Annotated in this window: 21 protein-coding genes and 1 other RNA gene; 5 read left to right on the top strand and 17 right to left on the bottom strand. The window is 49.1% G+C overall.

The genetic code is table 11. From position 1 onward, the window contains the following. Positions 1 to 122: 122 nt before the first annotated feature. The 12 genes from KWJ01_RS23365 to nirB all read right to left on the bottom strand — a co-directional run bounded on the left by KWJ01_RS23365 (position 123) and on the right by nirB (position 15,821). Positions 123 to 401, bottom strand: coding sequence for a SelT/SelW/SelH family protein (locus tag KWJ01_RS23365; RefSeq protein WP_224999543.1), 279 nt, complete (start codon positions 399 to 401; stop codon positions 123 to 125). Between the two features lie 14 nt (positions 402 to 415). Further along, the gene (locus KWJ01_RS23360; protein WP_224999542.1) at positions 416 to 925 is read right to left on the bottom strand and encodes a molybdenum cofactor biosynthesis protein MoaE; all 510 of its coding nucleotides are present in this window, start codon (positions 923 to 925) and stop codon (positions 416 to 418) included. A gap of 39 nt (positions 926 to 964) precedes the next feature. After that, the gene (locus KWJ01_RS23355; protein ID WP_224999541.1) at positions 965 to 1,198 is read right to left on the bottom strand and encodes a MoaD/ThiS family protein; all 234 of its coding nucleotides are present in this window, start codon (positions 1,196 to 1,198) and stop codon (positions 965 to 967) included. An 84-nt stretch (positions 1,199 to 1,282) separates the two neighbouring features. Continuing rightward, complete coding sequence (locus KWJ01_RS23350) at positions 1,283 to 2,230, bottom strand: GTP 3',8-cyclase MoaA (protein WP_224999716.1); 948 nt, start codon at positions 2,228 to 2,230, stop codon at positions 1,283 to 1,285. After that, positions 2,230 to 2,964 (bottom strand): sulfite exporter TauE/SafE family protein, encoded by a 735-nt coding sequence (locus KWJ01_RS23345; RefSeq protein ID WP_224999540.1) that lies wholly within the window; start codon positions 2,962 to 2,964, stop codon positions 2,230 to 2,232. Before KWJ01_RS23345 ends, KWJ01_RS23350 begins: the two co-directional genes overlap by 1 nt. Then, entirely contained in the window at positions 2,954 to 4,450 is a 1,497-nt protein-coding gene (locus tag KWJ01_RS23340) for a rubredoxin domain-containing protein (protein ID WP_224999539.1), read from the bottom strand. The genes KWJ01_RS23345 and KWJ01_RS23340 overlap by 11 nt, the downstream gene beginning before the upstream one ends. Positions 4,451 to 4,636: 186 nt before the next feature. Then, on the bottom strand, positions 4,637 to 8,164 hold the full coding sequence (locus tag KWJ01_RS23335; protein WP_224999538.1) for a nitrate reductase: 3,528 nt from the start codon (positions 8,162 to 8,164) through the stop codon (positions 4,637 to 4,639). 160 nt (positions 8,165 to 8,324) lie between these two features. After that, positions 8,325 to 9,683, bottom strand: coding sequence for an MFS transporter (locus KWJ01_RS23330; protein ID WP_224999537.1), 1,359 nt, complete (start codon positions 9,681 to 9,683; stop codon positions 8,325 to 8,327). A 74-nt stretch (positions 9,684 to 9,757) separates the two neighbouring features. Continuing rightward, positions 9,758 to 11,062: an alginate export family protein gene (locus KWJ01_RS23325; protein ID WP_224999536.1), complete on the bottom strand. Its 1,305-nt coding sequence runs from the start codon at positions 11,060 to 11,062 to the stop codon at positions 9,758 to 9,760. A gap of 152 nt (positions 11,063 to 11,214) precedes the next feature. After that, on the bottom strand, positions 11,215 to 12,453 hold the full coding sequence (locus KWJ01_RS23320) for a molybdopterin molybdotransferase MoeA (RefSeq protein WP_224999535.1): 1,239 nt from the start codon (positions 12,451 to 12,453) through the stop codon (positions 11,215 to 11,217). A gap of 406 nt (positions 12,454 to 12,859) precedes the next feature. Continuing rightward, the gene (gene nirD / locus KWJ01_RS23315; protein ID WP_224999534.1) at positions 12,860 to 13,228 is read right to left on the bottom strand and encodes a nitrite reductase small subunit NirD; all 369 of its coding nucleotides are present in this window, start codon (positions 13,226 to 13,228) and stop codon (positions 12,860 to 12,862) included. A gap of 70 nt (positions 13,229 to 13,298) precedes the next feature. After that, the gene (gene nirB / locus KWJ01_RS23310) at positions 13,299 to 15,821 is read right to left on the bottom strand and encodes a nitrite reductase large subunit NirB (protein WP_224999715.1); all 2,523 of its coding nucleotides are present in this window, start codon (positions 15,819 to 15,821) and stop codon (positions 13,299 to 13,301) included. A gap of 652 nt (positions 15,822 to 16,473) precedes the next feature. Here nirB and cobA point away from each other — a divergent pair. Beyond that, positions 16,474 to 17,223 carry a uroporphyrinogen-III C-methyltransferase gene (gene cobA / locus KWJ01_RS23305; protein WP_224999533.1) on the top strand — a complete coding sequence of 250 codons (750 nt, stop codon included), beginning with the start codon at positions 16,474 to 16,476 and terminating at the stop codon, positions 17,221 to 17,223. A 38-nt stretch (positions 17,224 to 17,261) separates the two neighbouring features. Here the strand turns inward: cobA and KWJ01_RS23300 are convergent, their stop codons facing one another. Together KWJ01_RS23300 and KWJ01_RS23295 are read right to left on the bottom strand one after the other, a co-directional pair. Next, entirely contained in the window at positions 17,262 to 17,990 is a 729-nt protein-coding gene (locus KWJ01_RS23300; protein WP_224999532.1) for a LytTR family DNA-binding domain-containing protein, read from the bottom strand. Continuing rightward, positions 17,983 to 19,158 (bottom strand): sensor histidine kinase, encoded by a 1,176-nt coding sequence (locus KWJ01_RS23295; RefSeq protein ID WP_224999531.1) that lies wholly within the window; start codon positions 19,156 to 19,158, stop codon positions 17,983 to 17,985. Before KWJ01_RS23295 ends, KWJ01_RS23300 begins: the two co-directional genes overlap by 8 nt. Positions 19,159 to 19,405: 247 nt before the next feature. Between KWJ01_RS23295 and KWJ01_RS23290 the strand changes: the two genes are divergently transcribed. Beyond that, on the top strand, positions 19,406 to 19,714 hold the full coding sequence (locus KWJ01_RS23290) for a hypothetical protein (RefSeq protein ID WP_224999530.1): 309 nt from the start codon (positions 19,406 to 19,408) through the stop codon (positions 19,712 to 19,714). Positions 19,715 to 19,992: 278 nt separating this feature from the next. Here KWJ01_RS23290 and ssrA read toward each other — a convergent pair. After that, positions 19,993 to 20,365, bottom strand: a transfer-messenger RNA (tmRNA) gene (gene ssrA / locus KWJ01_RS23285). Between the two features lie 121 nt (positions 20,366 to 20,486). Between ssrA and KWJ01_RS23280 the strand changes: the two genes are divergently transcribed. After that, positions 20,487 to 21,278, top strand: a complete 792-nt coding sequence (locus tag KWJ01_RS23280) for a DUF481 domain-containing protein (RefSeq protein WP_224999529.1) — start codon at positions 20,487 to 20,489, stop codon at positions 21,276 to 21,278. A gap of 25 nt (positions 21,279 to 21,303) precedes the next feature. Here the strand turns inward: KWJ01_RS23280 and KWJ01_RS23275 are convergent, their stop codons facing one another. Further along, complete coding sequence (locus KWJ01_RS23275; protein WP_224999528.1) at positions 21,304 to 21,495, bottom strand: hypothetical protein; 192 nt, start codon at positions 21,493 to 21,495, stop codon at positions 21,304 to 21,306. Between the two features lie 2 nt (positions 21,496 to 21,497). On the opposite strand from KWJ01_RS23275, the gene KWJ01_RS23270 reads away from it, so the two are divergent. Together KWJ01_RS23270 and KWJ01_RS23265 are read left to right on the top strand one after the other, a co-directional pair. Beyond that, a complete protein-coding gene (locus KWJ01_RS23270) occupies positions 21,498 to 22,655 on the top strand; it encodes a DNA polymerase III subunit gamma/tau (protein ID WP_224999527.1) in 1,158 nt (385 codons plus the stop codon). A 29-nt stretch (positions 22,656 to 22,684) separates the two neighbouring features. Beyond that, positions 22,685 to 23,389 carry a hypothetical protein gene (locus KWJ01_RS23265; protein ID WP_224999526.1) on the top strand — a complete coding sequence of 235 codons (705 nt, stop codon included), beginning with the start codon at positions 22,685 to 22,687 and terminating at the stop codon, positions 23,387 to 23,389. 317 nt (positions 23,390 to 23,706) lie between these two features. Here the strand turns inward: KWJ01_RS23265 and KWJ01_RS23260 are convergent, their stop codons facing one another. Next, the gene (locus KWJ01_RS23260) at positions 23,707 to 24,627 is read right to left on the bottom strand and encodes a DUF3078 domain-containing protein (RefSeq protein WP_224999525.1); all 921 of its coding nucleotides are present in this window, start codon (positions 24,625 to 24,627) and stop codon (positions 23,707 to 23,709) included. Between the last annotated feature and the right edge of the window lie 52 nt (positions 24,628 to 24,679).

Genomic DNA, 24,679 nt, shown 5'->3' with positions numbered 1-24,679 from the left:
GTAAAAGATTAAATGTTGTCATTCTGCTGAATACCGGGATTTGAAAAATGTAAGGCAGGAAGGGCGCAGGCGGCGGCTCATAATCCATTTGCCTGTTTCAACTAACAGCTCCCCTGCAAAAATTACTTCTTATCAGAATGGCCCAGACTTTTTTCGGGGTTTACGCTGTCACGTACCAACTGCTTAAGCTCCTTGATTTCAGGAAATCTGCCTGCCTGCTTGCGGTCAAACAGCTCTTTATCATCTACCCTTATGTTGAATCGGCCACTCACTTCGCTGGGCTGTATGAGCACACCATAAACATCTTCAGTAAAGGTGGTTAACAGTTCCTGGGCCATATAGGCGGCCCGTAGCATCCAGCCACATTTCGGGCAGTATTCTATGGTTATGGTTGGTTTCATGCAGCCAATTTACATTAAGCACGGGGCTCATCAAATTCGTAAATATGTTTGTTGGCATCGCCGGTTACCTCCTGGCAGTTGCAGTTGCCGCCCCACTTATAAGTGCCATCGGCAAAGTATTCGCATTTCCAGATGGGCACTTCGTGCTTGATAAAATCAATAATGTAGCGATTTGCAGCATAGGCCTCCTTTCGGTGCGGCGAGGCAGTGATCACCACCACGGCCGATTCGCCCACGCCAACTTTTCCCGTACGGTGCTGGGCAAGGGCTATGCTAAGGTTCCATCGTTTTTTTGCTTCTTCAAGCACCTGTGCAATCATTTTTGAAGCCATGGATTCATGTGCCTCGTAATCCAGGTAATCTACTGCTTTACCCAGGTTATTATCCCGAACATCGCCACTGAATAAAACAACAGCCCCTGCCTGCGGATGATGCGCCGAGGCAAGCAAACCTACAAGATCTAGAGAGGTGGCGGATAAATAGGGTATGGTCATTTTATGATTGAGTCTGGAATCAGGAGTCATGAATCAGAATGCATTATCGCAGTTAAGGCCAATACACGATCAGCCGCCGCTGCTTGGAGGAAGTATACAGATGGTATCTCCCTTCTGCAGCCTGTAATCATCTTTCACAAATGTATCGTCAACAGCAAAGCGGCAAACACTAAGAATGCCACCAGCTGCTCCATTCTTTTCGGCTAAATGTGCTTTTAGTGCTTCAACATTTTGTATAGGCTCCGCTAACTCAAACTCCTGCTCAAAATGCTCTTTTAATGATGCAAAAACCTGTACTTTCATTATATAGAATGTAGATCTGTTATTTTTATGTTAGGGCGCAAGCATCAGCTTGTGCCTCTGGCCATCTTCATTGGGCAGAAAAAATCACCCGCCAATCTCCAGCATACTTAGTTCGCTGCCGGTAAACTTAAGCGCCTGCTTTTGCTGCAATGCCTGGCTTAACCTGCTGCGTAATACTTCGCTGCTACCTGCATCTTTAACGGAGATAGGATTATTACTGCTCAGGCAGCCGTAGATATTGCCCTGGGCATCTAATCTTAGCCGGTTGCAGTCGTGGCAGAAGGGCTCGCTCTCGTTAGCAATTATACCAAAACTGTGGCCCCCGGAAGTACGCCAGTAGTTGGCCGTTGCTGATTTTTTTCTTTCTTCCGGCTCAAAACTGTAAGCGGTGGCCATGCAATTAAGCACTTCTTCCTGGGTATACAAATACTGCCCGGCCTGCTGGTGCAGGTGCCCCATGGCCATTACTTCCAGAAAGCGGATCTGAATATTTTTTGAGAAAGCAAAACGTGCCAGTGGCAGGAGCTGATCGTCGTTCAGGTCTCGCATGATCACAGTGTTGATCTTCACATCCAGCCCTGCCTCTATAGCTGCTTCTATGCCGGTTAGCACCTTTTGCAGTCCCCGGCGCTTGCTCATGCGGTAAAAGGTGGCTTCTTCTGCGGCATCTAGCGAAACGTTTACCGACTGCAGCCCTGCATCTTTCAGGGGCCTTGCCAGGCGCTCCAGCAGAAAGCCATTGGTGGTAATTTTGATTTCAGGAATGCCTATAGCCCCTATGCCTTTAATCAGGAGGGGCAGATCGTGGTAGAGCAGAGGTTCCCCACCCGTAAGCCTGATGGTTTCCAGGTCCAGTTCTTTATGTAGCCGGGCAATGTGATCCAGGAAACGCTCTACGGGTGCCTGTGCTTTTTTAAACATATCTGTGTTTTCGCCCAGGGTACAATACACACACCCAAGGTTGCAGGCACTTAGCAGGCTAACCCTTAGAGTCTTGAAAGTTCTTCCGTATCTGTCAATAATATCCGGCATCACATAAAGAAAATTAATTTAACGGAAGCAAGCAAAAGCACTGTGCTCAGCAGAAAGCGCACGGTTGGCAATGCAAAGCGATGACTTCCAAAATAAGCTCCTACAGCTCCTCCCGCTACCGCAGCTACAAACCATAGCCCCGTGGAATAGTTAAGCTCAAACCCCTGCCCGGTATTTCCCAGCAGGCCTGCAAAAGAGTTCAGCACAATAAACAAACTGCTTACTGCAGCTGCTTCTTTGGCATTTGCCCAGGCCAGCAAAACAAGCACCGGACTTAAGAAAATGCCGCCACCAATATTTAAAAGCCCAGCCAGGAAACCCATCATTCCGCCAAGCAGTAAGGCAAGCGCAAGGTTTACCGGTTGCGAATGCTGCTGCTCCCGGGGCCCAAAGCCCAGCAGACGAATTACAGGAACCACTAATGCAATTCCTAACAGCAGGTGAAAGTTCCCTTCCGGCAGCTTAATCATAGATCCTACATAGGCCAGCGGAATAGAGCTGATCAGAAAAGGCCAGCAGCGATCCCAGCGAAAATAACCCGCCCTGTAAAATTGTATAAAGCCAATGCCGGCCACTACCATGTTAAGCACCAGAATCATGGGTTTGTAAAGCATTACCGGCACTGCAAATAAAGATAGTACCGCCAAATATCCACTGGCTCCGCCATGCCCTACCGATGCATACAAAAAACCAACAATCAGTAAAGACAGGGCGATCAGCAGATCAGGGTTCATAGGCGATATAAGGTTGTGGTGCTGCCACCAGCACAAAGTCTTCTTTAGGCCCTTCGCAGGTAGTGCACTGATAGGCATCCAGGGCTTCGAAAGGTGTACCGGCGGCAATATTATTTAAAGGATCACCAAATTTATAATCATAAATAGTAAAGCAATGTTTGCACTGATAAACCTGCTGCACCGGAGTGCTTTCCACCCCCTCTTCAGTATCCAGGTATACCGGGTTCAGCAAAAGATCAGGCTCATTCTTCAATTCATAGTAGAAGTTACACAATTCTATCAATGTTTCACTAAGTGCTTCTTTCGTAACTCTATTTTTGAAAGATATAAACTCTTTTGAGTTTGGATTAAAGTCGCGGGTGTACAAGATTTCGTACAGCTCCTGTTCGGGGGTAGTAGCTGCCGCAACTGTATGCTGGGTTCTGATAATGATGGATCCGAAAAGGCCTGTCTTGGGCTGTGTTTTAATGGCAAAGCACAAGCGGTAGGTGCGCACATCTTCTTCGTTGAACTTGTTTACCAGGTCTGTTTTCAGATCCAGCCCAAACTGGCAGCGATCTTCTATCTGCCAGTTAAGTTCGTTAGAAGCATGCCGCACATTAATGCGGTGCCTGCCCAGTACGCCATCCCATAGATGTCGCTCCGCCACGCCAATTCCTTTTATCACCAGCGATTTCCAGGGCGTGGTGTAGAGCTGGCCTATGCGCGTCTGCAGGCTTACCCTGCAGAGATCCTTCAGGAAAGGCAGTGAAAAAAGCTCATCGCGCCGATAGATCCCCAGCCACAGCTTATTATCGTAGCGGTTAAAACCTTCATAGTAGGGAAGTGTAAATTCCGGCAGTTTCAGGGGGCTTTCGAAAGGCTGCAGCACAAAATTGCCTGCTGCACTTACAATGTCGTGCAAGTAGGTACCATTGATCTGGGGCTGATCGTAAAACTTGTCTTTATGGGCAAAGATAATGCGCTCAATAAGACTGCTAAGCCCCGGAATATCTTCTGAATAAACCAGGGAAGGCCAGCAGTATATGATGTTGGTTTTAGGAAAACGAATGTACAGGTACCAGTAATTGCTGGTGTCTGATGCTATAAAATTAAGATTGCCGGTAAAAAAGGGAACAAAGGTCTGGTTATTATCTACCAGGTTAATCTTTAGCTGCGGCCTGTAATCGAAGCCATCCAGTATATCCTTGTACACCCCTTCCCGCAGCCAGTTGGCATGGTAGAAAACATCTTCCGTTACATAGGAGCTAACAATGTTTGGATGCACATCAGCATTGAGCTCAAAGATGATGTTTGCCCTGACAAGCTCCTCGCTAAGCCCCTGCAGTTTTTCCCCTGCTACCTCCAAAAACAGCTGCTGCCTGTTACCAATGCGTAAACTGGCAACTCCTGCTTTCTCTGCTGCCTGCAGGATCTGGTAAAAATCTCCAGCCGGCACAATACCGCCAGGGAGGTTTATTTTTATGGTATGGGTTTTTAAGCTCATAGAGTTTGTTGTTTTTAGTGTTTTGCAGCAGGCTTTGGCTAATGGCTGAGGCTGGTTTGTTTGCGGACCCCGGACTGAAGTCCGGGGCTAAGTAAATAGGTACTTGTAGCTGCTTTACCAGAATAAAGAATGGTTGAGCGTTTTTTAATTAGCCTGGGGTTTAAACCCTGGGTTCGCTCAACAGCCTCACACCACCTTTGCCACTGCGACAGCCTCCAGGCTTTCGTCGAGTATCTTTTTTACCTCCGGACGACAGGAGCCACAGCCTGTGCCTGCTCCTGTTTGTGCACAAACAGACTTAAGGTCGCTGCAGCCGCCTTCTGCTATTTTATTGCGGATGTTATCACTGCCTACATTGTTGCAGCTGCACACCAGCCTGCCCAGCACCGGCTCCGATTTTGCTCCGCTGCGTAAAAGCTGCAGTCGTTTTTCACTTAACTCTACCCTGTTTGAGATCAGGTCCCGGAATTCCAGGAATTCTGATTTATCGCCAATCAGGATGGCACCTACGAGCCTGTCCTGGTGAATGATGCACTTTTTATAATAGCGCTTAGCCTTGTCAATAAACACCACCTCCTCGTAGCTCACCTCATCCGGACTTTCCGGCAGGCCTATGCTGCACAAATCGAAGCCATGAATCTTGATGATATTCATGAAGGTGCTGCCCTCGTAATAGCTGGCAATATCGCCATTCAGGTACTGGGCTACCACTTCGGCCTGCTGCTCGGCAGCAGCCGTTATGCCGTAGAGCACTCCGTTAAACTCGGCTATTTCGCCAATGGCATAAATGTTGGGATCGCTGGTTTGCAGGCGTTCGTTTACCAGCACGCCCCGCTTACAATCAAGGCCGCATTCGCGGGCCAGCTCCAGGTTAGGCACAGTACCAATGGCAATGATCATGGCATCACAGTCAATGCGCCGGCCACTTTTCAAACCTACTCCAGTCAGGCGGGAGCGGCCGTAGTAGAGCTGCACCTCGTCGTCGTAGTAAATATCACAGCCCTGGTCTACCATTTCTTCGTGCAGCAGCTGGCTTCCCAGCGGATCGAGCTGCCGATCGAGAAAGCGGGAAACACGCTGAATGATGGTGATTTTTACACCAATCTCCCGCAGGGAAGCGGCCATCTCAAGCCCTAAAAGACCACCCCCTACAATGACCACATGCGGATTTTCCGGCAGGTGGTTCTTGAAGTTATCTGCATCGGTACGGCTGCGCATGGTGAATATGCCTGGCAGCGAGGGCACATGGCGGGGTACGGCTGCACGACTGCCCGTGGCCATGAGCAGCACATCATAATCGGTTCTGATGCCACGGGAGTCAACTACATATTTCTCTTTTCGATCTATCTTTTCAACACTCACACCACGCAGCAGCTGTATGTTGTACTGGGGCTCTTCGGAGTCTTTCATCTTTACCAGCTGCTCCCACTGTTGCTGCCCGCTGATGTAGTCGGGCAGCATTACCCGGTTGTAGAACGGAAAATCTTCCTTACTGAAGATGGTAATCTGGTCGTTGGGATTTATCTCGCGGTAAGACTTTACAAAACCATAGGCTCCGGCACCGGCCCCTACCACCACAATGCGCTGAAAAGGCTTTTTGTACTTCTCTACCTTTACGGCACAGTACTTGAAATCAGGCTCTTTAGAAATGGGGTCCAGCAGATCGGAGGTTACATTGTTGGCGCGGTTAAGGTCGCTGCCCAGTATTTTACCCCAGTGCATGGGCAAAAACACCACCCCCTGCTTTATACCGGAAGATAGCTTTGCCTTTACCCGCACCTCTCCCCTGCGGGAGCTTACGACCACTACATCACCCTCTGCAACCTGCAGGGCTTCGGCATCGGCCGGATGTATTTCCAGAAACGACTGGCTAATGTGTTTTTTGAGCTTATTAACCTTTCCCGTCTTACTCATGGTGTGCCATTGGTCGCGAATGCGGCCGGTGGTGAGGATCAGTGGAAAATCTGCATCCGGACGCTCGCTCCGGAATACTACAGGTGGCGCATGCAGCTGGGCTTTTCCGGTAGGGGTGTAGAACTTCTTATCAATAAACAACCGCCTGGTTCCTTCGCCGTCCTGCTCGCTCCTGTAAGGCCACTGCAGTGTTTTTTTAGCCTTGAGCACATCATAATTAACACCTGTAACATCAATATGAGTACCAGCCGTAAGCCGGGCATGCTCCTCATATATATCAGCAAAGCCTGGAAAATCAAACCCCCTGAAACCCATTTTTTGGGCAAAGCGGCAGATGATTTCGGCATCGGGCAGGGCCTCCCCGGGTGGCTCTGTAATTTTGCTCATGTAGCTGATCCGCCGCTCGGAATTGGTCATGGTTCCTTCCTTTTCAGTCCAGGCGGCAGCAGGCAGTATCACATCAGCATATTTCAGGGTTTCGGGTTTGCTGCTGATTTCCTGCACCACCACAAACTTTGCCTTCCTGAGGCCTTCTTCGGCCATGCGGGCATTGGGCAGGCTGGTGAGCGGGTTAGAGCAGAGTATCCAGATGGCTTTAAGGCGGCCATCGTTCAGGGCTTCAAACATTTCTGTGGCGGTGAGGCCTGGCTTTTCTGAAATGGTTGTACCACCCCAGAACTGCTGCACCTCTGCCCGATGGGCAGGATCATTGAGGTTACGGTGTGCTGCCAGCAGGTTGGAGAGACCGCCTACTTCGCGGCCTCCCATGGCATTAGGCTGGCCCGTGAGGGAGAAAGGGCCAGATCCGGGCTTTCCAATTTGCCCTGTAATCAGGCTAAGGTTAAGCAGGCTAAGGTTTTTATCTACGCCTACCGAGCTTTGGTTAAGGCCCATGGTCCACATGGAGATAAATCCCCTGGCATCGCCAATATAGCGGGCTGCCAGGCGAATGTCTTCTTCGCGCAGGCCGCAGATCTGCGCTGCTTCTTCCAGGCTTTGCTGAAAAACCACATCGCGGTAAGCTTCAAAGCCCTGGCAGTGGTTCTGTATAAAGTCCCAGTCAATATCGCCATTCTCGATCAGGAGGCGACCAATAGCATAGTTGAGCACCACATCGGTACCGGGTGTAATCTGCAGGTGCAGGTCGGCAATGGAGCAGCTGTCGGTAGCCCGTGGGTCTGCTACTATAATTTTTACGCCTGGATTGGCGGCCTTGTGTGCCTCTACCCGCTTCCACAGAATAGGATGGCACCAGGCAGGGTTTGCCCCGGTTACATAAAAGCAGTCCGCCAGTTCAATATCGTCGTAGCAGATGGGTACACTATCCTCGCCCAGCGTCATCTTATAACCGGCTACAGCACTGCTCATGCACAGGCGTGAGTTGGTATCGATGTTGTTGCTGCCAATAAAGCCCTTAATAAGCTTGTTGATCACATAGTATTCTTCGGTAAGGCACTGGCCCGAGGCATAAAATGCCACCGATTCAGGCCCATACTTTTCGATGAAGGTTTTGAACACGGCAGCGGTACGCTCCAGGGCATCATTCCAGCCTACTCTTTGCAGGGGCATGCTTTTACTGTAGCGCATCTGGGGGTAGAGCAGCCGGTCGCTTTTATCATTTACTGTGTACTGCAGGTTCATGCCCTTGCTGCACAACATACCCTTATTCACAGGATGGTCTTTGTCTCCCTCTACCGTTACCGTTCCGTCTTTTTCTTTTGAGACCACTACCCCACAGCCCACGCCACAATAGCAGCAGGTACTGGTGTAGGTTTCTTTATGTTGTGTGTTCTGCGACATTGGATCGTAAATGTGTATTATTTCAAAAGCCCCGCCTGCTTTGCGCAGCCAGGGTAATGTTTGCCAGCCACACGGCCAGAAAAAAGGCTACAGGATATTCCAGGAACAGAGGCTCCGGTAATATCCTGTGCTCTTGGGTGTATGCTGGCAGCATAGTTCATTAAGCCTTGCTTGTTTCGTAAGCAATTGCTCTTGCTTTTTCCACCTTCTCGCCGGTTCTGAGAAAATCCAGCTCTGCTTTTGCTTCTTTTTCCATAGCAGGTGAGAAACGAACCAGCAGCACCAGGCTGGAGGCAAAAGCCACAACGATGCCTATGATAAACAGCGCCTCCGGATAAGAAAGGCTCTCCACCTTGAAAAGAAAGCCTGCAGCTACTGCACCGGCATTACCACCTGCACCTACAATACCTGCCACTGTACCCATTGCCTTTTTATTGATGAAGGGCACAACAGAGAAAGTAGCACCCTCCGACATTTGTACACAGAGGCTAAAGCCGATCATGGCAGCAATGGAAAGAGGCAGCACCGTCATTTGAGAGAAGAGCATTAACGCCAGACCCTCCAGCAGGATTACAGCACCTAAAAACCAAACCCTGCCGGACAGGCCCCAGCGTATGCCCGCTTTATCGCCAAAATATCCCCCAAGCGTACGGGCAAAGATGTTCATCAGGCCAAACAGACCTGCAATCAGACCTGCGGTTGCCAAATCAAGCTGAAAGTAGTCGTGATAGTAAATTGCAGCAATGTTATTAATGGTGAGTTCTATACCAAAGCAGGCGCCATAGATCACGAACAGCGCCCATACCCTGATATCTGCAGCGGCTTTCCAGAAGGGCACACTTTCTTTCTTTTTCTGATCTGCCGTGATTTTTACATCTGATTTATTACCATGCGGGTAATCAGTTGTGTAGAAGTAGTAGAGAATGCCACAGATGATCATGGCTATGCCGGGCACTACCATGGCCATGCGCCATGCCTGTGTCTCTAAGAATCCCAGGCCTACAAAAGCAGCAAAGATGAGCGGCATTACCATTTGTGTTACACCACCGCCCAGGTTTCCCCAGCCAGCTGTGGTGGCATTGGCAGTACCTACCACATTTGGCGCAAACATCATGGTGGTGTGGTACTGGGTAATTACGAACGAAGCACCAATCACGCCAATGGCCAGCCTGAACAGCAAAAAGCTTTCATAACTGTTACTAAACCCAATGAACATAACGGGTATGGCACCCAGGATCAGCACCAGCGTATAGGAAATACGCGGCCCGATTTTATCGCACAGCCAGCCAATCAGCAGGCGGGCAATAATGGTAACCGCCACCGAAGCAATGATAATATTTCCTATTTCAGACTTGGTAAGGTCTAGTTCATCGCGCACTACTGCCATAAGCGGTGCAATGCCGAACCAGCCAAAGAAACACAGAAAAAACGCAAACCATGATAGATGGAATGTGCGCATCTGTATCGACTTCAGGCTGAATAGCTTAATAGAGGTTGCTTTTCCTTTTAATGCATTCATGATTGTGTGGCGTTATGGTTTTGTTGGAAAAATTGATCAGACTACCCTTTATAGGGCACAGGTAAAAAAATGGCTTAAGAAGATTTAGATTTAAATAATACAGGCTTAAAAGTAAGCATGAGCCATGCCCACTGATTGAAAGTTCTGCCCTGCTTTCCCTTGAGCAACTCCATAGAAGAGGTGGCATACATTTGGGAATAACCCAGCTTCAGGTTAAAATCAGGGGCTACATTAAGGTTATATACCAGGTCTATTTCTTCTCCCAGGCGAGATGATACAGCACCCGCTACCTCTACAGGACTATACACCGTTACAGGCGACTCGAAGTGATGGAAGTGTGCAAGCAAGGCTCCTTTCCTGCCCAGCTTAATGCTTGTTTTCAGGTAAACATCTACAAGACCAGCCGTACGGCCGCCCTGCCCGTGGTTATTACCTACATAGAAGTAATCCATAAAGCCGTAAAAGGCATGGTTGGTACCGTACAGGGGCACAAATGTTCTGTTTTTTTCATCGCCAGGCTCGGAGCCGGAGAGGTAGTCGACCCCCAGTGTTAGAGGCGCTATCTTATTAGCCAGGGTTGCGCTAACCGCTGCCAGATAAGCCTGCACAGTGTTGCCTGCAGGATCTTTACCACCCTGGAAGTACAGCTCTGCACCCAGCTTTAGTTTTCCGAACTTCCTGTCTGCTACCAGGCCATAGGTCTGGCGGTAAAACATAAGACTGTCGCTGGCCCGCTGGCGGCCGTCGTTAAAGAGCAGGGCCGACAGTTTGCCTTCGTCCCAGCTTTTGTGCAGCCAGAGGTACTGCATGGTTTTGTAATTGTCGATGCCACCATAAAAGGTGCTGCTTAAGTTTACAGGCTCCAGTGGTACGTTTTGGTTGAAAGCACCGCCCAGGTGCAGGGCTAAGCCGGTACTGTCGGCATACATCAGCAGGGCGGCATCGTGGCTGCGGCCCTGCTGTGCCCAGTCGAGGTTACCCAGGAAGCGTGCATTGTCGTAATCGAGCTCCTGCCGGCCTACCCTAACAGAGAGGCGCGGCGAGATGGCATACTCGCCCCAGGCTTCATACACATTGAATAAGGCCGGATCTGCTTTGTACACCTGGTTTGTATTGCCCCAGATGCGCACATCCTGCAGAGTAAGGCGTACTTTTATCCTGTCTGCAGCATAGTTGGTGTAGAGGCGTGACCGCTGCTCTACAAAGAAGGCGGGTGATTCACCCTCCCCGATTACGGTTTTAAACCCATCCCGGAATTCAGCTCTGGGTCTTATTTCAGCTGATACAGCCAACTGCCCCAGGGCTGTACCCGCACTAACGAACAGCAGCGCTGCTGTTATCAGCATTTTGTTGAAAATAAGACTCTTTCTTCTGGTCATGAGGTATTCTTATAGATTAGTTGGGTAACCTTTTGCTAAACCCGTCGCTATTGCCTGGCCATAGTGCTCCTGCCTGGCCGCTCACCAACTGCCAGTAAAGGATGTAGATTGACCTGCTACTGCCGTGCTATTTCCCTGCGGAAGGGAGAGCGCTAAAGCAGGGTAGTGTTGAGCGGAATTAGATTTATAGCTGTACCCCGCTTGATTACCTGGTGCCCCGCCAGGTGAACGCCAAGTGCATGTGCACCAACACCGGCCCGTATATCGCCAGAACCGTTTATTGAAAAAGGGCGTACACCCGAGGATATTGCATCGATCTTCACCGGGAAAAATTCTGTTAGACTGTGGCTTTTTTCACGTTGCTCCAGCAGGGTCGACTGGTACACAGGCTGCGTTAAGCCAAAGCTGCTATAGAGGAACTCTTCTATGAAGAGGGTAAAGGTTACCAGGCAGGAAAAAGGATTGCCCGGCAATGCAAACACCACACCTCCCTTAGGAAGTTTTCCGAAGTACACTTCTTTGCCCGGCTTAATGGCCACCTGGTGAAATACCTGATCAACCCCTAACTTCTTGAGTACCTGCGGCACCATTTCAGCATCTCCGGATGATACTCCTCCGTTCAGGATAATGATGTCATGTGTAAGTGCTTTTTGTAAGGCAGAAGTAAGCACTGTTTTGTTATCAGGAAGGTGCTCACAAACATCTGGCCTGATCTTCCACTTTCGGAGCAGGGCCAGTAGCAGGTGCTTGTTGCTGTTTCGCACCTGCGCTCCGCTTACTGCTTCTTTCACAGGTACAATTTCATTTCCGGTAGTAAACAGTGCAACACGGGGCATTCGCTCTACCATGAGCGTTTTTTTACCAACTCCTGCCAGCAGGCCTATCAGGGAAGGATCGCAGGCTGAATGGGCGGGTACAATCATTTCATTCGAACCGATGTCTTCCCCTTTCTGAACAATATTCTGGTATGGTTTAACCTGGTCTGGCAACAGCAGAGTACCCTGCCCGTATTCCAGTGCCTCCTCCCGGTGTACCAGCACATCGGCCCAGGGAGGAACGGCAGCACCTGTCATTACTTTATAACAGGCGCCAGGGGCCAGTTCAGCATCATGAATTTGCCCTGCATAAAGTGTTTCCTGTATGCGGTAATCACGCCTCCCGCCTTCCCAGTCGCTGCTGCGAAAGGCAAAGCCATCCATAGTAGCGCGGTTAAAGGGCGGGTAATCCCGGTCTGCAAATATATTTTCCGCAAGTACCCTTCCATCTGCATCATCCAGGGCAACACGTTCGCGCCCGAATGAGCCTGCGTGGTCATTTATAAGCTGGAGGGCTTCTGTGTATTTAACTAGTTTTTTATCGGCAAGAGTAGTAGTTGTTGTAATTGTTCTCATTTAACGATTTCCCTTTTTTCTATTTATTGGTGTACAGCACACAGGGTTTTTCCATACCCTTCTCAATCTACACGGCCCCTCAACTCACTAATCGGTTACGATCAGGGCGTGGGCTGTGGAACCCGCTACTCCCCGGTGCATGCTGTCTGCCGGCTGCGCATTTTCCATACCCCCGCATGGATAATGCGTTCCTTCAGGCCTTGCGTTCCAGAAAATCTTTCACGACAATTACCGGTTTGCGCGTGGTTCCAAGCCCTTCCCCCCTGTCGTAGGATTGATTAAAAATTAACCTATCGTTTACACCAGCAGACATTACCCCTGAGCCAGCACCAGGCCTGGTGACACTCAGAATATACTATCTCAGCAATAGCAGTAAAGGCTGCTTATTAACAATCAACAAAATGTGTTACTGGCCTTTTTCCAACCCTAAATACACCCTGTCTTCCACTACTTTCACTGGGTAGGTTTTAATCTGGTATTCATCGCCGCTCAGGCATTCGCCAGACAGCAGCGAGAATGTTTTCTTGTGAAAAGGACAGGCTACTTTAGGCTCACAGGTATCGCCGGTGCTGCCAATCATGCCCCGTGCCAGTACCATCTGCTGCTTGTGCGGACATAGATTCTGGGTAGCATACCAGGCACCCCTGCGGCTAAAATTGAAGATAGCAATCTGCTCCTCTCCTACTTTAACACAGGCTCCACCATTCTCAGGTACATCCTCTGTATAGCACACAAACATCCATTCAACCGAGCTTTCTACTTCCAGTACTAACATAGTCTTGTATTTTGTTAGAGTTCTTAATCATTAATCAGCTTGCGCATTGGTTTAGGCATGGAGTGGGCTTTTACCATTCCCTGGCCTTTACCTGTTCGCGCATAGGCTCAAACTTAGCATTCGGGTCCTTCTCCTGTGGCGCATTCACGAAGTGCACAAACCTTTTGCGCAGCTCCGGGCTGTCTACCACTTCTTTCCACTCGCATTTATAGTTGTTGATCAGCGACTGCATTTCACGCTCCAGTTCATCGTTTATACCCAGGCTGTCGTTGATGATCACATTTTTAAGATAGCTCATGCCTCCCTCCATTTTGTTCAGCCAGGTGGCCGTACGGGTAAGGGCATCGGCTGTTTTGATGTAAAACATCAGGTAGCGATCCAGGTACTTAATGCAGGTTTCCTTGTCGATATCGGCCGCCAGCAGCTGGGCGTGCTGCGGCTTGGAACCACCGTTACCACCTACATAGAGATTCCAGCCTTTTTCGGTGGCAATAATGCCAAAGTCTTTGGACTGCGCCTCGGCACACTCGCGGATACAGCCACTCACACCACCTTTTATTTTATGCGGGGCCCGTATGCCGCGGTAACGCTCCTCTACCTCAATGGCAAACGATACACTGTCGTGCAGGCCAAAACGACACCAGGTGCTGCCTACGCAGCTTTTTACCGTACGCAGGGCTTTGCCATAAGCATGGCCACTTTCGAAACCAGCCGCAATCAGCTCTTCCCAGATGGCTGGCAGATCACTTAGGTGAGCACCAAACATATCGATGCGCTGACCGCCGGTAATTTTTGTGTAAAGGCCGTACTTCTTAGCTACACTACCTATCACCATGAGCTTATCCGGTGTAATTTCGCCCCCTGGTATGCGCGGCACTACAGAATAGGTGCCTCCTTTTTGTATGTTAGCCAAGAAGCGGTCGTTGCTGTCCTGTATAGGCTGCTGTTTTACAATTACATCGTTCCAGAGGCTGGCCAGAATGCTGGCAATTGTTGGCTTACAAAGCTCACAGCCATCGCCTTTTCCGAACTGGTCCAGGGCCTCATCGTAGGTGTGGATGTCGTTTATTTTAAGCAGGTCAAAGAGCTCCTGGCGTGAGTGATCAAAATGCTCGCACACCACGTTTTTAATATAGGTGCCGTTTGCCTTCAGCGTTTCATTGATCAGGTCTTTTACCAGGGGGATACAACCCCCACAGCCGGTGCCGGCTTTGCAGCACTTCTTCATGCCATCTACGGTGGTAACGCCATCTTCAGTTACGGCGCTGCATATCATGCCTTTGGTTACCGATTCGCAGGAGCAAATCAGGGCCTCGTCGGGCAGGCTCATAACGCCGGCCCCTGCCTGTGCTTCACCACCCCTGGCACCCAGTATCAGGTCTTCGGGGTTTGGCGGCAGTACTATTTTATTGTTTACTGTTTGAAGTAAGATGTTGTATGCATTGGCATCGCCTATCAGCACACCACCCAGCAGGTACTTACCACAGTTGCTGATGTTGATGCGCTTATAAACACCTTTATGGCTGTCTTCAAAAACAATGGCCCTGCTATCCGGCTCAGATACGAACGGATCGCCAAAGCTGGCAACATCTACCCCTATCAGCTTTAACTTGGTGCTCATATCGTAGCCGCGGAACTCACGCTCACCGGCGGCACAAAGCTGTGTAGCCACAACCTCGGCCATTTCGTAGCCGGGTGCCACCAGGCCATAGATCATACCATTGTACAGGGCACACTCGCCTATGGCAAATATGCTTTTATCGCTGGTTTGCATCTTTTCGTTTACCACCACACCACCACGGGTGCCGGTTTCGAGTCCTGCCAGCTTTGCAAGCTCATCCCTTGGGCGAATGCCTGCTGAAATTACCAGCATGTCAACATCCAGGCTGCTGCCATCAGTAAATTCAAGCCCCTTGATTTTATCTTCTCCGCTAATGGTGCGGGTATTTTTATTCAGGTGCACCTTTAGGCCAAGTGCCTGCAGCTTATTGAACAGCATATTGCTACCTGCAGAATCTATCTGGCGGGGCATCAGGCGGGTGGCAAATTCCACCACGTGCGTTTCCTCCAGCCCCAGGTCAATCAGTGCTTTGGCAGCCTCCAGCCCCAGCAAACCGCCACCCAGCACAGCCCCTTTTCTGGCTGTTCTGGCATAGGCTTCGATCATCTCCAGGTCTTCAATGGTACGGTACACAAACACCCCGTTTTTTTCTACCCCAGGCACATCAGGCACAAAGGCAGAGGAACCGGTAGCCAGCACCAGGTAATCGTACGACTGGGTAATACCATTTAATGAATGTATAGTCTTTGTTTCCCTGTTGATCTCCTGGATGGTTTCGCCCAGGTGAAGGGTAATACCTTTTTCACGGTACCAGTCCAGCGATGCCATACTAAGGTCATCTGCTGTTTTGCCATTGAAGTACTCGCTAAGATGTACCCGATCGTATGCAGGACGAGGCTCCTCACCAAACACCACCAACTTAAAAGCTGCAGTTTTCGCCAGTAGTTTCTCACAGAACTTGTAGCCCACCATTCCATTTCCTATCACAACTACCGTTGGCTTCTGAAAAAGGGGATCAAGATTTACATTCATCATAACTGCTATATTTAAAGTATCAACCAGAGGTACCTGATGATTAAAGTCCCGGTAAAGGGCTGATCTGAGTTAAGGGTGATGCCAGATTTGGCATATTGCCCGCTGCTCCAAAATCTCTCTTTTCCCAGGCGAGGTTAAAATTTGAACCTGTATTTAGAATAAAATTACGCGAAAACTTAATTACAGCTTATTTTTTATACCTGTTTTTAAGTTTTACATCTAAATTTACGGATATAACCCTTAATTTTTAAGGCATGTTATGAATTTTTACATTCTTTTCACCGAAAACGTGTTCTGTTTTAGAGGTATTTGAAAATTTCGCACTATCCGGTGCTAAATACATCAACATCCATAATCCTACAGTCAATCATCACTTAAATTATTCTCATTATGCATATAATAAATCTAATACACACCTTCAGCAGAGCAGAATGCAGCAGCGCTGAAGCTCTTGAATTACAGATATTTGCAATAATTTAAACACTGAATATTCGACTCTAGTGAAGCCGCTGATAGCCCGGAGAGGCAAACCAGCGCCAGGGCAGCCTGCATCTGCAGCCACTACCCTTCCTTCAAACCCACTACTCAACTGTGAAGTATATACTATATATTAGAAGCCAAAAAAGAGAGTTGCCAAACCTGCATGCGTATGACTCACTCCAGCACCGATAATGCCAACGAACCCTTACACCCGGAGCTCTATGTAATAGGTGCAGGTCCGGGAGATCCCGAACTCATTACTGTAAAAGCCTATAAAGTATTGCAACAGGCAAAGGTGGTGCTGTACGACAACCTGGCCAACCGCGAGCTACTCGATATTACCCAGCCCGAATGTGAGAAGATATATGTTGGCAAGCGCCCCTATGGCGATTATACACCGCAGGAGAACATCCATGAGCTCATCAGGGAAAAAGCATTCAGTAAGGGTAAGGTGGTACGCCTGAAAGGTGGCGACCCTTATATATTCGGCAGAGGTTTTGAAGAAGTGCTGTACGCCAGGCAACATGGCATCAGCACCTACTACATCCCGGGCATCACCAGCATGCAGGCCAGTGGTTTCGAAGATATTCCGCTTACCCACAGGGCCATTAGCGAAGGCATTTGGGTGCTAACGGGTACCAAAAAAGATGGCCGCCTTTCTGACGACCTGAAGCTTGCCATGCAAAGCAACGCAACCGTTGTGATTTATATGGGTATGAAAAAAGCAGCCGAAATTGCAGACACCTATATACAGGCAGGCAATGGCAACATTCCGGCAGCCATTGTGCAGCATGCCTCATTACCTCACAAAAAAGTGGCTGTTGGCAAGGCGAAGGACCTGCCGGAAATGATCAGCAGCCACCAACTCACCCATCCGGCCCTTATTATCATTGGTTGGGTGGTGGAAGTAGGCCGGTAGCGCTAACGAAGAACGGGCACAGCCGCATTGCCAGGTCTCTAGCTTTTCAGCGCCTGCTCTACCTCGTGCTTAAAGTGGCGCCCAATGGGCAGCTCTTTGCCTGCTACCGTTACACAGGCCTGGGTAAAAGAATCTATTTTATCAAGCGCTACAATGTAGGAGCGGTGAATGCGCAAAAACTTTTCTTCCGGCAGCATCTCCTCCAGGGAGGAAATGGCCTGCTTGGTAATCAGCTGTTTGCTGCCGGTAAATACTTTTACATAATCCTTCAGACTTTCTACATACAGTATATCCCGCACCATCACCTTTACCATTTTGCGATCTACCCGAAAATAAAGAAAAGGATCACTGGCAGGAGCCTGCAAATCGGCATGAGAAGGCACAGGCACTGTTGCAGGTTCCTGGTTCTGAACTTTTTGCAAAGCACGCAAAAAACGCTCAAGCGAAATAGGCTTCAGCAGATAGTCTACCACATCCAGCTCATATCCCTCCAGGGCATATTCCGGGTAAGCTGTTGTGATAATCACTTTTGGAGGATTGCGAAGCGACTTTAAAAAATCTGTTCCCAGCAACTGGGGCATTTTTATATCCAGGAACATTAAATCTACTGGCTGCGACTGCAGAAAACCAAAAGCAGCAATGGCATTATAGCACTGTCCCACCACCTCAACGGTTGCTACATGAGCAAGATAGGCCTGCAGCACGGCCAGGGCATGTGGCTCATCATCTACCAGCAGACAGCGGATTTTACGGGTTGCACTATACATGAGTACTTGTTAGCATTTGAGGTAGCACAGCATCAGCGGCCTGTTCTTTATTTAATGTTGCTTCAGGCTCTGACTCCAGCTGTACACTAAGCGACACAATAAATACTTCTGCCTCTCTGAAAATCTTAAGTTCATGCTTATCGGGGTAGAGCAGCATCAGCCTCTTCTGCACATTTTGCAAGCCTATACCATGCGCTGACTGCCGGACCGGGCTTTCAACAATGCCATTCATCAGTTTCATTCGCAGTTCATTAGGCCTTAGCCTCAAGCTCAGGCTAATCCAGGCCTGGTCGAGTTGCTCACTAGCCCCATGCTTAAAGCTGTTCTCCAGGAAAGGGAGCAGCAACAAGGGGGCAATGGTGCTGCCTGCAGGATCTCCTTCTATGTCAATGGAAAAATCAAGCCGATCTCCATAACGCAGTTTCTCCAGCTCAATATAGTCATACATAAGCCGCAGCTCCATCCAGAGGGGAACTTTGGCCGCATTACAGTCATAAAGCATATACCGCAGCAAGCCCGACAATTTCAACACTACTTCGGGGGTATGCACTGACTGCTGCAGTGCAAGAGAATACAGGTTGTTGAGTGTGTTAAATAAAAAATGCGGGTGCACCTGGGCTCTTAGCACCTGCAACTCTGCTTTAAGCTTTTCTGCCTCCAGCTGCTTGTTCAGCTGATTTTTGTGATACCAGTATTTTCCCAGTTTTATAGCCACCGCAAAACCAGATACGGTTAAACCGCCTCTGAGCCCTGCCAAAAGCCCCAGCACAAAATCAGACTTAATGGTAGTAATGGTAAAGTAATTGACCGCCGGCCCTGCAACCCAAACCGATAAGCCATGAGAAAAAATGCCGGTAAACAAAAACGAAAGACTTACCCAAAAGACCAGCTGCCGATACTTTTCTTCAAAAAAGAAACGGGGCACCAGCAGATACATAATAGTATAACTAAGGCAAATGTGCAGCGGCAGAAAAACCATGGCCTGTATAAAAGCAACCAAATAAGCCTTGGCCACATCAGTAGCCGACACCAGCTTTCCCGACCCCAGGGGAAGAGAACCATAAATAATGGTAAAAAAGAACACGCAGGCCAGCCAGAAAAGCAAGTGCCGTCTGATCCGGTAGCCCCACTCCTTTGAATATATCAGATTATAAGTGCCTGCCGACATAAACGACCAGCCTTTAGATTTTGCTGCTTGTATAAAAATACACAATCAGCCTGTAGTATCAGCAAAATCAGCCTGAATTTCGACAAGCAACCAGTTTAAGCAGACAAACGGCAAATATATCTTTTAAACGCCATCCAGGCTCTTAATCCGGCGCTATCCTATGCTGTTTACTGCCATCGGCTACTATACCAGCACGCTATTTTTCAGCACCTTATCTTCGGTCTGTATAACAAAAACACCTATTGCCATGAAAACTTTTTTCAGAAGCCTGCTGATAGCAGCCACCTTACTTTTAGCTACAGTCCCTACCATAAGCGCCCAGACCAGCACAGGCGGAGAAGCATACTGGGTGGTAGAAACCAACCTGAATCAAAAAAATTACAGCATTGTAAAGTTCTACAACAGTGAGCACGCGCTCATATACGAAGAGCGGATTGAAGGCCTTTACCTGAATACAGAAAAGCGCAAACACAGAAAGTACCTGGACCGCAGCCTTAAGATTTTCACCCAGCAGCGCATCTTCGCAAGCCAGTTTCGCAAAACAAGCAGGTTTTGATTTATTCACTGGAAGAGCAAAAGCAATCAACAATCAGCACACAACTCACTGCTTGAACACCCGCCAAACAACGGGTGTATTTTTTCTAGAGAAACAAAAACAGGAAGGCTGGAGAAATGAAGGAGCAAGTGTATGTTCAATACCCACTAATCTGCAGCTGCCTTTGCTATTATGAATAAGTAATATTCACGGCTAATTAGCTACAGACTCCTGTAAAGTCCCGGAAGATTGGGCTACAAACAAAAACACCCGCCAAATGGCGGGTGTTTTTCTATTTCTTGTGGAGCCGGCGGGAGTCGAACCCGCGTCCAGATAAGAAAGATGTAGCGCTTTCTACATGCTTAGTTTAGCTTAAATTGTCGGGGTAGTTATAGGTGCTAACCAAACCTGTAAACTACCCGTATCTGCGATAAAATTCGCTGCAACATCACAGCCCTGTTGCAACTAGTTCTGCGGGATGATGTCCTTGGCGCCAGACCGGCAGAACGAGGGCCTGGCAGGACACATGCTAGCTAATTAGTCTAAATTAGGCAGCAAGGGCGTAGTTTTCTTCGCCGTTTGTTGTTTTGAACGCATTGTTTACGGAAGGTACGTTCAGCTTCCGACATGCTTACACTCACCTTCGGCTTCCTGTCAAAACCAGTCGGCCCCGTGTGATTATAAATACAAAGATAGTGCCTATTTAGTTCCCTCCTAATGATCCGGCTTATAAATCAGTTACATGAACTGTTATAGGTTGTGCAGCAAGTACGGGAGGCTTATTTTTGTGCCCATGCGTATTGTACTGATTTCCCTCCTACTGCTGATGAGCCACGCTGCCTTCAGCCAGATCCTGAACATAGAACGAAACCGCCTGAAACGCGACACTACCCGCTACTGGACCGGACAGGTTGATTTTAACCTGCTACTGCACAACAGAAGTGCCAAAGTAAATGAGCCCGTTCGTTACACCAGCCTGAGTACCAATGCCGATGTAGCCTACACCAGTGTGCGGCACCGCTATACCCTCATCAACCAGCTTAGCTACAGTGCCCTTACCGGCAATGCTTTTCTACGCACAGGCTACAGCCACTTCCGCACAAACTTTAACTGGCGCCAAACCCTGAGCGAAGAGCTGTTTGCCCAGGCGCAGTACGATATTGGCCGTGGGCTAAGGGAGCGGTTTTTAGCCGGGGGTGGCCTGCGCTATAAGTTACTGGATGATGAAAAAGCCACCCTTACTTTTGGTGTTGGCCTCATGTATGAACAGGAGCGGTGGACTTACCCTGAAGATGAAGAAAGGGACATAACGCTACGGATTCCAAAAAACTCTAACTACCTGAGCCTTCGCTGGCAAATTAATGAGATGGTGCACCTGAATACTATTATGTATTACCAGCACGGCTACGATAAGCAGTTTGATACCTGGCGCCACCGCTATAGCGCTGACTTCAACATGGCAGCTACCATCAGCAGACGCATTCGCTTCACCACCACCGTAAATGCCAGCTACGACCCCCGCCCGGTAGTGCCGGTGGTAAACTGGGTATACAGCCTCCAGAACGGTATAAGATTTGTGTTTTAGAGGTGTAGGGAATGAAGTTTACAGATCACCAGTTTATGCAGGAGAAGCCTACACGCTCCAGTAGATTTCTTCCGCTCTCCTTCCAACCGTGGAGCCTGGGCTGAGGCAGTGGCCCTGCTACACCAACACCCCATACCTCAAACCCCATTGCCCACCAACCTTCAGGAAAAATTAACCCACTCACTCCTAATTCCGCTGCGGAATGTGTAACTTGCATTGATGGAAAACTTTGTGGTATCGGCTCGGAAGTATCGTCCTTCTACCTTTAAATCGGTAGTAGGCCAATCGCATATTACCACCACCCTTAAGAACGCAATCAGGAACAATCACCTGGCACAAGCCTTCCTGTTCTGCGGTCCCAGAGGTGTGGGCAAAACTACCTGCGCCCGAATTCTGGCAAAAACCATTAACTGCCAGAACCTGCAGGCCGATACTGAGCCTTGCAATGAGTGCGAAAGCTGTAAAAGCTTTAATGCCAGCAGCAGCTTTAACATACACGAGCTCGATGCGGCCTCAAACAACTCGGTAGATGATATCCGAAACCTGGTAGAACAGGTACGCTATGCTCCACAGAGCGGCAAGTACAAGATATATATCATAGATGAGGTGCACATGCTCTCCAATGCGGCCTTCAATGCATTTTTGAAGACCCTGGAAGAGCCACCCTCCTATGCCATCTTTATCCTGGCTACCACCGAAAAGCATAAGATCATCCCAACCATCTTAAGCCGTTGCCAGATCTTCGACTTTAACCGTATTCAGGTAGAGGATATCTCTAACCACCTGCAGTGGATTGCCGAAAAGGAAACTATTGAAACCGAGCAGGAGGCCCTTCACCTGATTGCACAGAAAGCCGATGGTGCCCTGCGCGATGCGCTCTCCATTTTCGACCTTATTGTTACCTTTAGCGGCAGCAAGGTTACCTATCAGCAGACCATCTCTAACCTGCACATTCTCGATTACGACTACTACTTTAAAGTAACCGATGCACTGCTGCAGCAAAACATGAGTGAAGCCCTGCTCCTGTTCGATGAGATCCTGCGCCAGGGCTTCGACGGGCATAACTTTATAGTAGGCTTAAGCGAGCACTTCCGCAACCTGCTGGTATGTAAAGATGAAGCGACCATCAGGCTGCTGCAGGTGAGCCAGCAGATCCAGCAGCGCTATGCAGGCCAGTCGCAGCAGGCTTCTTTAAGCTTTCTGCTTTCTGCACTAAATATCGCCTCCGGATGCGATGGCAGCTATAAAGGCAGCAAAAACCAGCGCCTGCATGTAGAGCTGGCACTGCTAAAAATGGCGCACATACCATCGGTAATCAACGCCGCCAGCATTGGCGACCTTAACCAGTCAGAAGTAAAAAAAAAAGTCCTGGCCTAACGCCGCCTAATGCACCCAGCCACTCACCCGTGGCTGCTGGTCCGGCTGTATCGGCACCTGCTGCAAAGGAGAACAGCAGTAATGGAAATGGTTCGGCTGCAGCGGCTGTATCAACGGCGACTGCTCCCACAGCGGCTGCTTCCGCAGTGGCTGCTTCCACAGCGGCTGCTTCCACAGTGGCTGCGCCCGTTCATCCAAGCAATGGTACCAGCAATGGAAATGGCTCGACTGGTCCCGGCAGCACCCTTCGCGTACCCCTGAACCTGAAGGCTGTAAAAGCATCGCTGCAGGCAAAGCCAAAAGAAACAGAGCAGGCCAGCAAGCAGGCAGCCGCAGCACAGGAAGAAGCTGCCACCCCCTACCAGCAAAGAGATTTTAGCCTGCGGGAGCTACAGGAGCATTGGCAGGCCTTTTTCATCAGACTCAAAGAAAATGGCAGCCCAATAGAGCTTATGCTGGCAAGTGCTGCCCTGCAGGTAGAGGAAAATTACAAGATAGATGTACTACTTAGCAGCTCCCTGCAGGAAGAACCCTTTGAGCGACTCAGGCCAAAGCTACAACACTACCTGCGCCAGCAGCTGCAAAACAGCCAGATAAGCCTGCATCCAATCCTTGTGGAGGAATCTGGTCCGCGCAAGCTCTACACCAACAGCGAAAAATTCAAACACCTGATGGAGCGCTACCCACTCCTGGCAGAGTTCAAAGAACGCCTGGGGCTGGAAACAGACTTTTAACAATAAAGGCTAGGTTCTCCAGCCCGCAGCAGCTACTGCAGCGTAGGTTACGGATTAACTGAGCTGCTGGCTTTCCACCTTTTTAGGGGGGGGTAAATGAAGGTTTGCCGCTTGTTCCTGGTTAAGCAGGTAACTTTTCGAACAGCACCCCCCCCCACAGGCGCAGGGAGTACATTCAGCTTTAGGGAGCGGTAGCTTCTACCCACTTCATCAGGAGCGAAGGCATAAAACGAAGAGGCTGCAGCGAATATCTCCCTTAATTGGAAAATATCTACTGCAGCCTCATTAGCATGTAGGCACATTAAATAATTATCCCATTACCCGGCATTAGGCCATTTATACAGAAAGCCTACGTTGATGACATTTCGGAGCTGGGTTTTCTGCAGCACATCATGATCATAGATCAGCTGAGCCGACACGGTTGAATTGATAAAGCGGTTTACCTTCATCACCAGTGTTCCTTCCCAGTTAACATCTATATGACTGAAAGAGTCGTAGTTGGCAAAAAGGCCAAGATTTGTAGTAAAAGTAATATTGGTAAGCACCTCCTTTTCATAAGATGAGGTTAAGGAAGCACCAAATTCGGCACGCATAGACTCACCCGGCTCAACCCCGAAAGCACCTGCATTGGAAAGGCGCTCATTTCGTACAAATGTAAACTTTCCCGTTACCGGAGAAACCGAAACACTGAACCTGGCTGGCTTTTTATAGGTAACACCAATAGATGTTAGCAGAAAGCCTGGAGCCAGAAAATCAGAGATCAGCTCGCGGCGCTGCTCTCCATTTTCTTCCAAATACTCGTAACCGGCAGCCATCTGCGTTCTGAAATCAGCCTGGGCTGTTACATAAAAGTTTGAATCAGGGCTTATCCGGTAGTTGTACTGCGACTGCAACTGGAAAATATCGTCTGTTTTACGAAAGTTATCGTTATCATCATCTCCCTGGCGAATTAGTCCAAAAGCAACGTTAAGCCTGTTCTCCCATAAGGAGCGGCCCCTGGCATAATGTGCTCTAAGCTTCTGCAGGCTTGCAATTGAAATTGAGCTCTCGCCACCGCCGGCCCAGTTATTAAGCATTACCTGCGAAAAATTAAGGCCTGTGCTACCACCTGTGGTCCAGTAGCGGATGGTATCGCCAACTGGCGCATCGGGGGCTACCGTTTGCGCATTGGATGCTGTTCCCGCTGCTATAAACAACAGCACAGCCAAAGAGAGAGAGAACTGGATGGTCTTGTTCATAAATAAAAATGCTTTCGAATCATCAGACCCGAAAGCAAATATAGATTAGAAA

This window comes from Cesiribacter sp. SM1 (assembly GCF_020178975.1).
Lineage (GTDB): Bacteria > Bacteroidota > Bacteroidia > Cytophagales > Cyclobacteriaceae > Cesiribacter.
The sequence above is the reverse complement of the archived record's forward strand: the minus strand, read 5'-3'. Positions and strand labels throughout refer to the sequence as shown.

What these genes read in the sequence shown, in the direction of transcription:
- KWJ01_RS23365 (WP_224999543.1), bottom strand. Translation starts at nt 401, where the DNA reads ATGAAACCAACCATAACCATAGAATACTGCCCGAAATGTGGCTGGATG.
- KWJ01_RS23360 (WP_224999542.1), bottom strand. Translation starts at nt 925, where the DNA reads ATGACTCCTGATTCCAGACTCAATCATAAAATGACCATACCCTATTTA.
- KWJ01_RS23355 (WP_224999541.1), bottom strand. Translation starts at nt 1,198, where the DNA reads ATGAAAGTACAGGTTTTTGCATCATTAAAAGAGCATTTTGAGCAGGAG.
- KWJ01_RS23350 (WP_224999716.1), bottom strand. Translation starts at nt 2,230, where the DNA reads ATGCCGGATATTATTGACAGATACGGAAGAACTTTCAAGACTCTAAGG.
- KWJ01_RS23345 (WP_224999540.1), bottom strand. Translation starts at nt 2,964, where the DNA reads ATGAACCCTGATCTGCTGATCGCCCTGTCTTTACTGATTGTTGGTTTT.
- KWJ01_RS23340 (WP_224999539.1), bottom strand. Translation starts at nt 4,450, where the DNA reads ATGAGCTTAAAAACCCATACCATAAAAATAAACCTCCCTGGCGGTATT.
- KWJ01_RS23335 (WP_224999538.1), bottom strand. Translation starts at nt 8,164, where the DNA reads ATGTCGCAGAACACACAACATAAAGAAACCTACACCAGTACCTGCTGC.
- KWJ01_RS23330 (WP_224999537.1), bottom strand. Translation starts at nt 9,683, where the DNA reads ATGAATGCATTAAAAGGAAAAGCAACCTCTATTAAGCTATTCAGCCTG.
- KWJ01_RS23325 (WP_224999536.1), bottom strand. Translation starts at nt 11,062, where the DNA reads ATGACCAGAAGAAAGAGTCTTATTTTCAACAAAATGCTGATAACAGCA.
- KWJ01_RS23320 (WP_224999535.1), bottom strand. Translation starts at nt 12,453, where the DNA reads ATGAGAACAATTACAACAACTACTACTCTTGCCGATAAAAAACTAGTT.
- nirD (WP_224999534.1), bottom strand. Translation starts at nt 13,228, where the DNA reads ATGTTAGTACTGGAAGTAGAAAGCTCGGTTGAATGGATGTTTGTGTGC.
- nirB (WP_224999715.1), bottom strand. Translation starts at nt 15,821, where the DNA reads ATGAATGTAAATCTTGATCCCCTTTTTCAGAAGCCAACGGTAGTTGTG.
- cobA (WP_224999533.1), top strand. Translation starts at nt 16,474, where the DNA reads ATGACTCACTCCAGCACCGATAATGCCAACGAACCCTTACACCCGGAG.
- KWJ01_RS23300 (WP_224999532.1), bottom strand. Translation starts at nt 17,990, where the DNA reads ATGTATAGTGCAACCCGTAAAATCCGCTGTCTGCTGGTAGATGATGAG.
- KWJ01_RS23295 (WP_224999531.1), bottom strand. Translation starts at nt 19,158, where the DNA reads ATGTCGGCAGGCACTTATAATCTGATATATTCAAAGGAGTGGGGCTAC.
- KWJ01_RS23290 (WP_224999530.1), top strand. Translation starts at nt 19,406, where the DNA reads ATGAAAACTTTTTTCAGAAGCCTGCTGATAGCAGCCACCTTACTTTTA.
- KWJ01_RS23280 (WP_224999529.1), top strand. Translation starts at nt 20,487, where the DNA reads ATGCGTATTGTACTGATTTCCCTCCTACTGCTGATGAGCCACGCTGCC.
- KWJ01_RS23275 (WP_224999528.1), bottom strand. Translation starts at nt 21,495, where the DNA reads ATGCAAGTTACACATTCCGCAGCGGAATTAGGAGTGAGTGGGTTAATT.
- KWJ01_RS23270 (WP_224999527.1), top strand. Translation starts at nt 21,498, where the DNA reads ATGGAAAACTTTGTGGTATCGGCTCGGAAGTATCGTCCTTCTACCTTT.
- KWJ01_RS23260 (WP_224999525.1), bottom strand. Translation starts at nt 24,627, where the DNA reads ATGAACAAGACCATCCAGTTCTCTCTCTCTTTGGCTGTGCTGTTGTTT.